Source organism: Saliphagus sp. GCM10025317, assembly GCF_042663665.1.
Taxonomy (GTDB): Archaea; Halobacteriota; Halobacteria; order Halobacteriales; family Natrialbaceae; genus Natronosalvus.
Map to the genome: position 1 here is coordinate 2,453,320 of NZ_JBHTAQ010000005.1, position 12,783 is coordinate 2,466,102.

9 protein-coding genes, 2 tRNA genes, 2 rRNA genes and 2 pseudogenes are annotated in these 12,783 nt (G+C 61.1%); 11 read left to right on the top strand and 4 right to left on the bottom strand.

Features of this window, described 5'->3' with window-relative positions; genetic code table 11:
* The first annotated feature begins 47 nt into the window (after window positions 1-47).
* Window positions 48-1,105 (top strand): annotated as a pseudogene (gene trmB / locus ACFQS4_RS14020) (HTH-type sugar sensing transcriptional regulator TrmB).
* A gap of 146 nt (window positions 1,106-1,251) precedes the next feature.
* Window positions 1,252-2,343, top strand: a complete 1,092-nt coding sequence (locus tag ACFQS4_RS14025; RefSeq protein ID WP_497902079.1) for an aminopeptidase — start codon at window positions 1,252-1,254, stop codon at window positions 2,341-2,343.
* A 249-nt stretch (window positions 2,344-2,592) separates the two neighbouring features.
* On the opposite strand, the gene ACFQS4_RS14030 is transcribed toward ACFQS4_RS14025, so the two are convergent.
* Both ACFQS4_RS14030 and ACFQS4_RS14035 read right to left on the bottom strand, forming a co-directional pair.
* Window positions 2,593-3,066, bottom strand: coding sequence for a hypothetical protein (locus ACFQS4_RS14030; RefSeq protein ID WP_497902080.1), 474 nt, complete (start codon window positions 3,064-3,066; stop codon window positions 2,593-2,595).
* Window positions 3,067-3,232: 166 nt separating this feature from the next.
* Window positions 3,233-3,850 carry a hypothetical protein gene (locus tag ACFQS4_RS14035; RefSeq protein WP_497902081.1) on the bottom strand — a complete coding sequence of 206 codons (618 nt, stop codon included), beginning with the start codon at window positions 3,848-3,850 and terminating at the stop codon, window positions 3,233-3,235.
* A gap of 191 nt (window positions 3,851-4,041) precedes the next feature.
* Here ACFQS4_RS14035 and ACFQS4_RS14040 point away from each other — a divergent pair, with 191 nt between their 5' ends.
* The 3 genes from ACFQS4_RS14040 to ACFQS4_RS14050 all read left to right on the top strand — a co-directional run bounded on the left by ACFQS4_RS14040 (window position 4,042) and on the right by ACFQS4_RS14050 (window position 5,135).
* On the top strand, window positions 4,042-4,431 hold the full coding sequence (locus tag ACFQS4_RS14040; RefSeq protein ID WP_497902082.1) for a ribbon-helix-helix domain-containing protein: 390 nt from the start codon (window positions 4,042-4,044) through the stop codon (window positions 4,429-4,431).
* 46 nt (window positions 4,432-4,477) lie between these two features.
* Window positions 4,478-4,717 carry a DUF5816 domain-containing protein gene (locus ACFQS4_RS14045; protein ID WP_253436462.1) on the top strand — a complete coding sequence of 80 codons (240 nt, stop codon included), beginning with the start codon at window positions 4,478-4,480 and terminating at the stop codon, window positions 4,715-4,717.
* Window positions 4,718-4,829: 112 nt separating this feature from the next.
* Window positions 4,830-5,135 carry a DUF7116 family protein gene (locus tag ACFQS4_RS14050; RefSeq protein ID WP_497903206.1) on the top strand — a complete coding sequence of 102 codons (306 nt, stop codon included), beginning with the start codon at window positions 4,830-4,832 and terminating at the stop codon, window positions 5,133-5,135.
* A 26-nt stretch (window positions 5,136-5,161) separates the two neighbouring features.
* On the opposite strand, the gene ACFQS4_RS14055 is transcribed toward ACFQS4_RS14050, so the two are convergent.
* Window positions 5,162-6,364 (bottom strand): pyridoxal-phosphate-dependent aminotransferase family protein, encoded by a 1,203-nt coding sequence (locus ACFQS4_RS14055; RefSeq protein WP_497902083.1) that lies wholly within the window; start codon window positions 6,362-6,364, stop codon window positions 5,162-5,164.
* 360 nt (window positions 6,365-6,724) lie between these two features.
* Between ACFQS4_RS14055 and ACFQS4_RS14060 the strand changes: the two genes are divergently transcribed.
* The 5 genes from ACFQS4_RS14060 (at window position 6,725) to ACFQS4_RS14080 (ending at window position 11,220) form a co-directional block, all read left to right on the top strand.
* Window positions 6,725-9,637 (top strand): 23S ribosomal RNA (locus ACFQS4_RS14060).
* Window positions 9,638-9,776: 139 nt separating this feature from the next.
* Window positions 9,777-9,898 (top strand): 5S ribosomal RNA (gene rrf, locus ACFQS4_RS14065).
* A gap of 116 nt (window positions 9,899-10,014) precedes the next feature.
* Window positions 10,015-10,089 (top strand) — tRNA-Cys (locus ACFQS4_RS14070).
* Between the two features lie 218 nt (window positions 10,090-10,307).
* A complete protein-coding gene (locus ACFQS4_RS14075) occupies window positions 10,308-10,547 on the top strand; it encodes a DUF8231 family protein (RefSeq protein ID WP_497902084.1) in 240 nt (79 codons plus the stop codon).
* On the top strand, window positions 10,516-11,220 hold the full coding sequence (locus ACFQS4_RS14080) for a DUF8231 family protein (RefSeq protein WP_500193740.1): 705 nt from the start codon (window positions 10,516-10,518) through the stop codon (window positions 11,218-11,220). Before ACFQS4_RS14075 ends, ACFQS4_RS14080 begins: the two co-directional genes overlap by 32 nt.
* Window positions 11,221-11,725: 505 nt before the next feature.
* On the opposite strand, the gene ACFQS4_RS14085 is transcribed toward ACFQS4_RS14080, so the two are convergent.
* A tRNA-Lys gene (locus ACFQS4_RS14085) sits at window positions 11,726-11,799 on the bottom strand.
* A gap of 82 nt (window positions 11,800-11,881) precedes the next feature.
* Between ACFQS4_RS14085 and ACFQS4_RS14090 the strand changes: the two are divergent.
* Window positions 11,882-12,783 (top strand): annotated as a pseudogene (locus tag ACFQS4_RS14090) (M20/M25/M40 family metallo-hydrolase); the annotation flags it as partial.

The following is a 12,783-nucleotide window of genomic DNA, read 5'->3' on the forward strand; positions in this document are numbered from 1 at the left end:
ACTCGAAACATAAAAAATGTTTTAGCGGTCGCGTTCGATGACCGCGTATGGCCACTGACGAACTGCGTTCGACGGTCGAACGCGTGGGCGATCGATTCAATCTCGGCGAGTACGAGATCGACGCCTACCTGACCGTCCTCGCACACGGACAGCTCACGGCGAGCGAAATCGCCGATCGAACCGACATCCCACAGCCGCGCGTCTACGACACCGTCCGCAGTCTGAGCGACCGCGGCCTGGTCGAACTCCGCGAATCCCGCCCGATGAAGATCGTCGCGATCGACCCCGGCGACGCCTTCGACGACGTCCAGGACGCCCTCGAGGAGATGGTCGACGAACTCGAGGCCCGGTACACCGCTCCGGCGCGAGAGACCGAGGCCGTCTCCCTCGTGAAATCGCGATCGACGATCCTGCGCTACCTCGAGGAGATCATCGAGCAGGCCGAGTACGAACTGGCGCTCTCGTTGACCCCCGACCTGCTGATCCGCTTCGAGGACCAGCCCGGACGGCGACGAGCGCCGACGTCAGCGTCGACCTGATCGTGACGCCCGCCGTGGAGGCGCCCCTTCCCGCGGAGTTCGACTACGAGGCCGTGGCGACGACGGCCCGTGCCCGCCGCGGGATCACGACTCCGGTCATCGCCGTCGCCGACGGCAACTACTCGATGTACGCGACCCAGGACGCCCTCCGGGACGACCAGGACCGCTACGGTGTCATCTTCAACCGCTCCGCGCTCGGCTTCCTGGTGTCGGGCTTCTTCGGCACCGTGCTCTGGACGACCGCCGAGCAAATCCTGGGTGAGAACAGCGAAGGTCGTCCCTATCCCCGGAAGTACGCCTCCATCCGCCGCTGCGTCAAGGACCTCATCGAGGACGGCGGCGAGTTCTACGCTACTATCGAGGGGCGTGACGTCGAGCGCGGGGGTTCGCGAGTCGTTCGTGGCCAGGTCGTCGACGTCTCCTTCGAGGTGAGCGAGGAGGTCGCCAGCCTGACCCTCGAGACCGACGACGGCTCCGTGAGCGTCGGCGGTCGGGTCGCCGCGATCGAGGACATCGAGGCTCACGAGATTCACATCGGTCGCCAGGAACCGCCGACGCTCGAGTAGTGTGAGTCGGTGGGTGCGTGACGCGGTGGGCGTGTCCAATCGAGCGTCGAGTCGGACTCGAGGAGCGAGTCGGTACCCGAACCGCGAACGCCGCCCTCGACGACCGAATGATAAAGGTTCTTGATGGGATTCCCCGACTAACGGGTATGGACCCACGCGTCCGCGAACACGCCGAAATCATCGTCGACCACTCCGTCGACGTACAGAAAGGCGACAACGTCAGAATCAGCGCACCGCCGATCGCCCAGGACCTCGTCGTCGCGATCCACGAACTGCTCGGCGAACGCGGTGCCCACCCATTGCTCAGCGCGTCGAACAGCGCCGCCAGCCGCGCCTACCGGCGAGCCGTCGATCCGGAGGACCTCGAGTGTCCCAGCCACGTCCTCGCGGCCGCCGAGGAGACGGACGTCTTCATCTCGATCCGGGCCTCGGAGAACACCTACGAGACGAGCGACGTTGACCCCGAAGTCACCGCAGCGTTCGGCCAGGCTTACAAACCCATCCAGGACGAGGTCATGGGCAAGCGCTGGGTTGGGACCCAGTACCCCGCGCCGGGGAACGCCCAGGACGCGGAGATGAGCACCGAGGCCTACGAGGAGTTCGTCTGGGGCGCGATCACCAGAGACTGGGACGCCCAGCGGGAGTTCCAGCAACAGCTGGTCGAGATCCTCGATCCCGCCGACGAGGTTCACATCGTGAGCGGCGACACGACGGACGTGACGATGTCGATTGCGGGGAACCCGACGCTCAACGACTACGCGGAGAAGAACCTCCCCGGCGGCGAGGTGTTTACCGCACCCGTCCCCGACAGCGTCGAGGGCGAGGTCCTCTTCGACAAGCCGCTGATGGCCCAGGGCCGGGAGATCACGGACGTGTACCTCGAGTTCGAGAACGGCGAGGTCGTCTCCCATGCGGCCGAGAAGAACGAGGAGGTGCTCTCGACGGTGCTCGAGACGGACGACGGCGCCCGTCGACTTGGCGAACTCGGCATCGGGATGAACCGCGACATCACCGAGTTCACCTACAACATGCTGTTCGACGAGAAGATGGGCGACACGGTTCACATGGCGGTCGGTCGCGCCTACGACGAGACGGTCGGTGAAGGCAACGAGCGAAACGACAGTTCCGTCCATATGGACATGATCGTCGACATGAGCGAGGATTCGTTCATCGAAGTGGACGGCGAGGTCGTGCAGCGGGACGGAGCGTTCGTGTTCGAGGACGGCTTCGAGGGCTGAACAGCCGCTTTTTGGTCCAGCTTTTGCGAGCAAGTCGCGGAGCGACGAGCGAGGCAAGGTGGGCGCAGGTCGTGCAGCGGGACGGAGCGTTCGTGTTCGAGGACGGCTTCGAGGGCTGAGCGCGTACATCTCGTCATCCATTCTCAATGTCGTACGTCGACTATCTCTTCGCTCGAGACACGGGCTACTTCGTGTGTGAACCGAACGGCTTGGCCCGTATCGGACAAATCAACCGGACAGACGCTCGTCTCACTGATCTACAGTTACGAGGTCGTGTAACGAGGAGTTGCACTGTTGCTCGCGGTCGTCGAGATCGACCGTTTCCCAGTGGGGAATGCCATTGCCATCGGGCCCGATCCAGTACGCGATCTGGTAGGCGGATTCCCCGGACTCTTCTTCAGAATCGATCGTCACCCACTCCGTGTGATGGTCCATGCGCATATGAACGCGGAAGTGGCCTGGATCGTCTGGCCAACTCCGTGGGATCCATTGGTATTGAAGCGACTCGCCCATTCGACTGCCATCGATGCTGTACGAGTCAGCATACACCTCGTCGCCCTCGTAGTCGACACGGAGATGAACGGTGTGTGGCGTATTACTTGCACTCACGACCTCGATGCAGTTGAGAACCGAGTTCTCGCTCCGTAAAACTGCCGAGGCACATCCAGCAGAGATTGTCACCGACGAGGAGACGCCCGCGAGAAGTGCACGCCGTGAAACCATATTTTCCAGAAAGGTCGCCATACTATGTATTTTACGAATAATGATGTGGCGAACGATACGAACGATCTGTATCGATCGTTACTCGCCGTAAAATGCCACGTTCTACGGTAGTCAATGCACCCCGTCCAGTGTGCGTGGATGACGCCACAATGGCCGAAACAGATAGTTACAGTCGACGCATGAACTCGGGCAAGACCCCGCGCTCGTCGGAGTCACCGCCCGTGGGCGCGGGTCCGGCACCCAGATGACCACTGCTCGAGTCCTCGCTCGAGACGTCTGGTCCGGACTCCGTTCCGTCCTCCGTGCCCTTCTCACCTTCGTCAGTCGCGGCCACGGCCTCCTCGAACTCGTCGGGCGAGCCCGGCCCGAAGTAGTAGGGTTCGGTGGGCTCGAGGGTCGCCATCAACTGGAGGTTCACGTAGCCAGCGAGGACGAGCGCCAGTGGAAAGACGACATCGGGGAGCAATATGACCAGGAAGACCGACAGCGGCGAGTAGACGAAGAAGGCGGCGACCCGAAACCAGTTCGCGACGTAGGCGTCGACCACGTAGGCGTAGAGGCCGTACGCGCCGATTACGACGCCGATGTCGAGGTAGAGTCCGACCGGCATCCAGACCCCGCCTGCGATGACCGAGTGGGTGTAGAGAGCGATCGCTCCCGTCAGTACCGTCGCCCGATTGACGTAGGTCTCGTCGAGAGCCATCCCGAAGACGAGGATACCGAGCTGTAACAGTGGCGCGGCGATCCACCACGGCAGCGATTCGAAGATGAGTCCAGAATACACGTGGGTCTCCCTGTCGTCGTCCGAAGAGAACCTCGGAGACCCCTAAAACGTTCGCGCCGTTTCGAGCGTCGATACGAGTCTCGAGTCTCAATCTTCAGGCTCAAATCTCGAGTTTCGAGTTCGAGGAGCTTATATCAGAAGTTCGACTTTTCCCGCAACAATAATGCTGTCGTAGCAGTGAGATGGAAGGTATGGCAAAAGATACCGTCCGATATCCCGACGACGTCGTCGAAGCCATCGACAACCTCGTCGACGACGGTATGTTCGAGAGCAAATCGGAGTTCTACCGGTTCTCCGCGGAGTACGTGCTGACCATGATCAACCCGGACCACAAGGTCGAGACGTTCAACTTCGACGAGATCAAGAGCGAGTTAAACATCGACCGACCGGCTCGAGCCGAGGAGGTGGGCGCAGACGGCGGGACGTTCTTCCTCGACGCGCTTATCACCGTCCGAAAGTACGGACTTCGCGGGAACTACGAGGACGCCGAGGACTTCATCGACATGCACTACGAACCGACCGACCAGGAGTGTCTGGTTCTCGAGGAGGTGCTCGGCACCTACCGCGAACGGTCGGGCTGAGACCCGGAAGGACAGCCATTTACCCGCCGATTCCGTAGCGGGCGGTATGCAAGCGGTGGCTACCGACGATGGGGACACGGTCTACGTCGAAACGACCGACGGCGACCGCGGATCCAAGGGACCGTTCCTGGTCGCCTACGAGAGCCGCGAGCGGAGGCGTCGCTACGGCTGGTTCTGTTCGAATTGCGAATCGATCGACAACGCGATGGACCCGATGGGACGCATCCTGTGTAACCGGTGTGGCAACCTCCGGAAACCGACCGAGTGGGACGCCGCCCACGAGTAATTACCAGAAGCAGCTGAAGGTAGCGACGTCCTTCGAGATGTCCATTGCCTGTCGCCGTGCAAACGTTTATCATGGTGTCCGATGTAGTTCTACTCGAATGGGTCCTGTTAACATGCGACTCGTCGAGCAGGCCAGGTCGATCTTTGCTGAACTCGGCTACACGGTCGAGGGCAACGGACCGGATTTCCGAGCAGAACGGGCGTGGAAAGTCGTTCACGTCAACGCCGTCTCCGACGTTGAACAGCTTCCCCGATGCTCGGGACAATTTCACTGTTTCGTCACCGAACCCGGTGACGTAGACGACCTCGAGGACCGACTCGAGAGCCTGGATCCGGGCTACGAGTGGGCCATCATCGCCGCCGACGGCGAGGATTATCAGGTCGAACGCGCACCGCCAGGACCGACAGTCACTGTCTAACGACAGTCCCCGCACCCACTTATCGATTATCGGAGGGCCTCACGACACGCAGCGACGCCGCCGTCCGGCTCGACGTCCGCACCGAAATCGTCGAGCACGTCGGCCAGCGCCGCGACGAGGAGCGTAACGTTCTCCGGACTCGCGGAGTGGCCCATACAGCCGATGCGGAAGATTTCGCCAGCGAGGTCGCCCAGGCCGCCCGCAATCTCGAGGTCGTAGCGCTCGAGGAGTTCGTCGCAGACTTCGCCGTCGTCGACGCCGTCAGGAACCCGGACGGCGTTGAGGCTCGGGAGCCAGTACTCGTCGTCCGGATTCATCTCGAGGCCCATCCCCTCGGCGCCGGCCTTGAGCGCGCCCGCGAGTCGTCGGTGGCGTGCCCAGCGATTCTCGATGCCCTCCTCTGCGACCAAGCGGAGGGCCTCCCGGATCGAGTAGACGTTCGTGATCGGCGCCGTGTGGTGGTACGCTCGTTCGTCGCCCCAGTAGCCCTCGAGTAAGGAGAGGTCGAGGTACCACGACCGGGATGGCTCCTCGCGCGAGAGGACCTTTTCCATCGCCTCGTCGGAGAGGGTAAGCGGACTGGCCCCTGGCGGACAGGAGAGACACTTCTGCGGGCCGGAGTAGGCCACGTCGATGTCCCACTCGTCGACCCGGAGTTCGACGCCGCCCAGCGAGGTGACGGTGTCGGCGATCACGAGCGCGTCGTGGTCGTGGGCCGCGGCGGTGAGTTCGGGGACGTTCGGCTGGCGGACGCCCGTGCTCGTCTCGGCGTGGACGAATCCGAACACGTCGGGATCGTGTTCCGCGAGCGCGTCCGAGACCGCCGCTGGATCGAGCGGTTCGCCCCACGGCGCGTCGACCTCGACGACCTCGCCGCCCGCACGGCGAGCCATCGACGCCATGCGCCCGCCGAAGTAGCCGTTGGTCGGGACGAGCATCGTGTCTCCCGGCTCGACGACGTTGCCGATCGCGGCCTCCATCGAGGCCGAGCCGGTCCCCGAGACGGGGATCGTCCACTGGTTGTCCGTCTGGAAGGCGTATCGGAGTAGTTCCTGCACCTCGTTCATGATCTCGATGAACGACGGATCGAGGTGCCCGACGAGGGGCGTACTCATCGCCCGGAGTACGCGCGGGTGCACGTCGCTCGGCCCTGGTCCCATCAGGGTTCGCGTCGGCGGCGTCAGTTCGCCGACGTCCGGTGCGCTCGAGTCGTCGCTAGCTGGTGGCATGGCATAGTGTGGTGTGGGAACCACCAAAAGCGTTCACTCCCCGGCGAATCTGTGTCTGGAGGGCGAGGGCGTCTCAGCGTTCCCGGAGTACGTCTTGGCTCGAGTAAAACCCCGTGCCAGTGGTGGCCATGTGGGGGCATCACCAGGCGACGTCGAATCCGTGCCCTTAAGTACGTGACCGAAAGAGAATACAATCCGTAAGCAAAACTGATGCACCTCCCGGCGCAAGCGAGGAGGGAAGGTCGATGCCACCAGCCGTCTACTGGTGGCAGATGAAGACCGTATGTACGTGTAGTCCAGGCGTCCACTGGACCCGTTCCCGGGTCACAACCGCTGCATTCTGTGCAGCACCGATCCGAAAGAACGTGGCTACTGTGCCAACTGGTGGATCGCTCGGCTCGAGAGCCGATGACGGACGTGCCAAGCTGCGATAAGCCCAAGGGACCCGCACGGAGGGGAAGAACTTGGGATCTCCGAATAGGAATCCTCTTGCAATTGCTTAGCGCAATGGGGAACGTCGAGAATTGAAACATCTTAGTATCGACAGGAAAAGAAAGCAAACCGCGATGTCGTTAGTAACGGCGAGTGAACCCGACACAGTCCAAACCGAAGCCCTCACGGGCAATGTGGTGTTCGGACTGACCTGCAACATCCGACCATCGACGAGAAATCCCTTGGAATAGGGTACGAAACAGGGTGACAGTCCCGTACCGTCGATCAGTACGATGGGAGTCAGCCCAGAGTAGCGGGGGTTGGAAATCCCTCGTGAATCCCGCGGGCATTGACCGCGAAGACTAAACACTCCTCGAGACCGATAGCGAACAAGTAGCGTGAGCGAACGCTGAAAAGCACCCCAAAAAGGGAGGTGCAATAGGGCGTGAACTCAGTTGGCGATAGAGCGACGGGGCATACAAGGTCCCTCTCACAATGAACCAGGTGCGAACCTGTAGTAAGCCGAGAGGGAAGCCGGTGTTCCGTCGTACGTTTTGAAAAACGAACCAGAGAGTGTGCCTGTCTGACGAGTCTAACCCGAGTATCGGGGAAGGCAGAGGAAACCGATATGACCGCAGTCTTACGACCAGGGTCACCGTGTTCAAGCGCGGGGAGTCAGGCGGGCACGACCCGAAACCGGATGATCTAGGCATGGGCAGGGTGAAGCGTGGCGAAAGCCACGTGGAGGCCCGCTAGCGTTGGTGTCCTACAATACCCTCGCGTGACCTATGTCTAGGGGTGAAAGGCCCATCGAATCCGGAAACAGCTGGTTCCAACCGAAACATGTCGAAGCATGACCTCCGCCGAGGTAGTTCGTGGGGTAGAGCGACGGATTGGGGGACCGGACTCCGAGAGGAGTTCGCCCCCCTGTCCAACTCCGAACCTACGAACGCCGTCGACGCGGGGAGTCCGGTGCGCGGGGTAAGCCTGTGTACCGTGAGGGAGACAACCCAGAGCTGGGTTAAGGTCCCCAAGTATGGACTAAGTGCGATCGAAGGTGGTCGCAAGCCCTAGACAGCCGGGAGGTGAGCTTAGAAGCAGCTACCCTCTAAGAAAAGCGTAACAGCTTACCGGCCGAGGTTTGCGGCGCCGAAAATGATCGGGGCTCAAGTCCATCACCGAGACCTGCGACGTGCGTCACAGCACGATTCCGTAGGTTGGCGTACTGTTCGGGTGGAAGCACGGAAGAGATTTCGTGTGGACCGTGCAGTAACGAAAATTCTGGTCATAGTAGCAGCGTTAGTCGGGTGAGAACCCCGACGGCCGAACGAGTAAGGGTTCCTCAGCAATGCTAATCAGCGAGGGTTAGCCGGTCCTAAGTCAGCCCGCAATTCGAAGCTGACAAAAGGGAAATAGGTTAATATTCCTATGCCAGTGTGCACTCAAAGCCGACGCTTTGGGGCCGCCTCTCCGGGCTTTCGCCCGGGTGAACAGTCCAAGACCGTGGAAGCCGTAATGGCACGAAGCGGTCGAATGGCTGGATAACGCAAGAGAGGTCAACCCAGAGCCCGTGAAAAGGCAAGCACACTGTCCGTACCGAGATCCGACACAGGTACTCGTGGCGGCGAAAGCCAAGGTCTGTCGGGAGCAACCGACGTTAGGGAATTCGGCAAGTTAGTCCCGTACGTTCGCAATAAGGGATGCCTGCCACGGAAAGTGGCAGGTCGCAGTGACTCGGGCGCTCCAACTGTCTAGTAACAACACAGGTGACCGCAAATCCGTAAGGACTCGTACGGTCACTGAATCCTGCCCAGTGCAGGTATCTGAACACCCCGTACAAGGGGACGAAGGACCTGTTAACGGCGGGGGTAACTATGACCCTCTTAAGGTAGCGTAGTACCTTGCCGCTTTAGTAGCGGCTTGCATGAATGGATCAATGAGAGCGCCACTGTCCCAACGTTGGGCCCGGTGAACTGTACATTCCAGTGCGGAGTCTGGAGACCCCCAAGGGGAAGCGAAGACCCTATAGAGCTTTACTGCAGGCTGTCACTGAGACGTGGTCGCCATTGTGCAGCATAGGTAGGAGCCGTTACACAGGTACCCGCGCTAGCGGGCCACCGAGGCATCACTGAAATACTACCCGATGGTGACTGCGACTCTCACTCCTGGCGGAGGACACTGGTAGCCGGGCAGTTTGACTGGGGCGGTACGCGCTTGAAAAGATATCGAGCGCGCCCCAAGGTTTCCTCACTCGGGTCGGAGACCCGAGAAAGAGCGCAAGAGCATACGGAAGCCTGACAGTGTCCGGCACAACAACGGACGCTGACGCGAAAGCGTGGTCAGCGAACCAATTAGCCCGCCCAATGCGGGCAATTGCTGACAGAAAAGCTACCTTAGGGATAACAGAGTCGTCACCCGCAAGAGCACATATCGACCGGGTGGCTTGCTACCTCGATGTCGGTTCCCTCCATCCTGCCTGTGCAGAAGCAGGCAAGGGTGAGGTTGTTCGCCTATTAAAGGAGGTCGTGAGCTGGGTTTAGACCGTCGTGAGACAGGTCGGCTGCTATCTATTGGGGGTGCTACGGTATCTGACGGGAACGTTCGTATAGTACGAGAGGAACTCCGAATGGGTGCCACTCGTGTACCGGCTGTCCGAGAGGGCACGTGCCGGGCAGCGACGCACCACGGGGTAAGAGCTGAACGCATCTAAGCTCGAAACCCACCCGAAAAAGAGATGCCACCGAGATCACTCGTAGAAGACGAGTTCGATAGACTCGGGGTGTACGCACCGAGGCAACGAGGTGTTGAGCCCGCGAGCACTAACAGATCAAGCCACCATTCATTTCGCATGGATCAACCCGTAAGAACGGGTCCAGGCGCTAATTGGACTACACGTACAACACGGTCACAACCGACCAGAGAACCTTAGACACCGTAACCGACCCTGGTACTGTCGCGGTTCGACTCCGCGAGTCGGCATTACGGCGGCCAGAGCGGCGGGGCACCACCCGTACCCATCCCGAACACGGCAGTTAAGCCCGCCCGCGTTTCGGCCAGTACTGGCGTGGGAGACCCGCTGGGAACCCCGGCTCGCCGCCGACCCACTCATACCACATACAGCATCCACCGATACTGGCGCTCGCGGCGGTTTTCGTCATTAGAGCGGGCAAATCGGCGCCACGCTTGGGCCAACGAACACGGTGGATACATCCGAGCGCGCCAGGTGGCAGAGATCGGCCGAACGCACTTGCCTGCAGAGCAACCCATCGCCGGTTCAAATCCGGCCCTTGGCTCTTTCACGTTTTGTACCCTGATCCGGTCCCTTTAGACCGCTTCATCTCCTCCCTTCGAGCGCGTCGGTTTCAATTCCTGGAGCCACCTTCAAATCGTCGAGTACCAGTCAATCGCGGTCGATCTCGACCAGGCTCGGCTCGAAAGCGAATGCGATCCCTGGCTCCACTCTTTCGAGAACTTAGTAACCGTTATACGACGCGCGGACAACGCCTCATACATGCAATTACGCGCAGGGATCGTCTACGCCGTCCTGTTTATGGTGGTCGCTGCGGGCGCGTACGCCGTTATCGCGACCGCGGAATCACCGCAGGTGACGATCGACGAAGCCGATGCGGACTACCAACTCGAGCAGGGTGACGAGATAACGATCGAGGATCGGACGTACAACGTGTCCGAGCCTGGACGGGGCTGCTGGAACGGGGACGTTGGAATACGTCAACGATTCCGTTCCAACTGACGTGGCGTGGTCCGGTGCGAGCGCTGCAAATGGTGACGCCTGGGACGATGGCGATACGGTTCAGTTCGAGGAAGAGGGGACGGAGTATTCCGTCTACATTTACGCGCCGCCAGGAGAGGGTGACGGAAACGAGAGTGCCGACGGTGGTGACGGAAACGAAAGCGAGGCCCAACCGGAGACGTTCTTGCTGATCGAATCGGTCGATTCCGAGGAGTACACGTTCCTCGAGCGACCCGACGGCGTCTACGTGATCGTCGAAGAGGACGGCCAAGAGGTCGTTCGCCACGTTACGGAGGTTGACGATATCGACACCCAGGAGTACGCGGTTGGAGATGAGGTGACCTTCTACGAATCCGAGATGGAAGAACAGGTTGACGCTGAGGTGACGACAATCGAGACGGACGAGGTGACCGTCGAGTACACCGGTGAGGATGTCACGGAGGTATCGCTCTCCCACAACGAGGAAGTGATGATCGAGCAGACGCCCTACGGCGTTCACTTCCCAAGCGAGGACGTCGTTTACCTGACCGAGGACGTCGAGAGTTTCCAGGCTCAACACCAGGCAGTCGATGAGCACAACGAGCGAATCCACGGGTTCTGGTGGGCGATCGGACTGTCGGTGATCGCGATCGTGTTGCTGGCCGGGTTGGCGTTCATGCCGCTGCGAGGCTGAGGGCTCGAACTTATAGACGACCACGGTTCGCGTGCCGTTTCGTCAGTGTGGTTGGTATCGGTGTGTTTTTTATCGGTTTTCGGTTTGCGGTGTCTGTAGTCTTTGGCCGTTCTCGAGTGGCAACTGCGGCTCGTTCGGTGCGGTTCGATGCGGTCCGATGCGGTTCAGTGTGGTTCGGTGCGGTTCGACACTTTCGAGGAACGCTCGTGTCGCTGACGTGGATTGATCTGAACTCGCTGCTCACGAACGTGTTCGCGGCAGGAAAGCGAGACGGGTGCGATTGTGAACCACGCCCAGAAATGCTCGCTTCGCTGTGCCTTTCTGGTCTCTTTCAGATCGCTGTATGATCGCGTTGCTCCTCGCGGTTCTGCTCGGAGCAAGGGGCCAGGCGCGATTTGAACACACGGTCGATCGCTTCCTCGTTCACTTCGTTCGCGAGACTGCGCTCTCCTGCGTTCAAATCGCAGGGCCGTTTTGCCACTCACGAATGTGCTCGTGGCAAAAGCGGGCCAGGCGCGATTTGAACACGCGACCGTCTGGTTAAAAGCCAGACGCTCTGCCGAACTGAGCTACCGGCCCCGTACTCTCCTCTTTCGGGGACGCGTGGTTAAACGTTTCTTTCTCCCACGGTATTATATCGGGGTCCGACGTGGTCTCGCACATGAATTTCCGCATCTGGGACGACGACCTTCGGGAGTTCGTCGACACGTGCTGTTCGTTCGAGACGACTGCAGGAAACGAGAAGCCGGCCCAGGTGTGGCTGCGCGAGGAACTCGAGGCGGCGGGCTTTCGGACCTACACCTGGGAGGCTGACCCGGCCGTTCTAGCCGAGCATCCGTCGTTCCCGGACGACCCTGACGACATCGAGACGGCGGATCGGCCGAGCGTTGCCGGAGTTTTCGAGTTCGGAGATCCTGACGCGGGGCCGACGCTGGTGTTGAACGGGCATGTCGACGTCGTCCCTACGGGGTCGGGGTGGGAGGGTGATCCGTTCGAGCCCCGGTGGCGCGACGGTCGCCTCGACGGCCAGGGGTGCGGCGGACATGAAGTCGGGGCTGGGGGTGTGCGTGTTTGCGGCGCGTCACCTGGCAGAGGTCGCTACGAATACTGACCACGACCCCAACCTGAACGGTCGGATCGTCGTCGAGAGCGTCGCCGGCGAGGAGGAGGGCGGGATCGGTGCAGCCACGGCAGCACTCGAAAATCCCTATCCGTTCGAGCGAGACGCGGCGATTGTCGCGGAACCGACGGAGTTGCGTCCGGTGGCGGCGGTCGAGGGAAGCCTGATGATCCGGATCGGCCTCGAGGGCCGGTCGGCACACGCGGCGACGCGGTGGCGGGGAGCGTCGGTGTTGCCGGCGTTCGAGCGCGTTCGCGAGGAGTGCGAGGCGTTCGAACGGGAACGAAGCGAGGCCATCTCCCATCCGTTGTACGACGAGTTCCCGATTCCGTGGCCGATCTGTATCGGGCGAGTCGAGCAGGGCGGTGGGCGTCCTCGGTCCCGGACGAACTGACGGCGGAGGTTCGGGTCGGCGTCCCCCGGGGAGACGGTGACGGACGTCG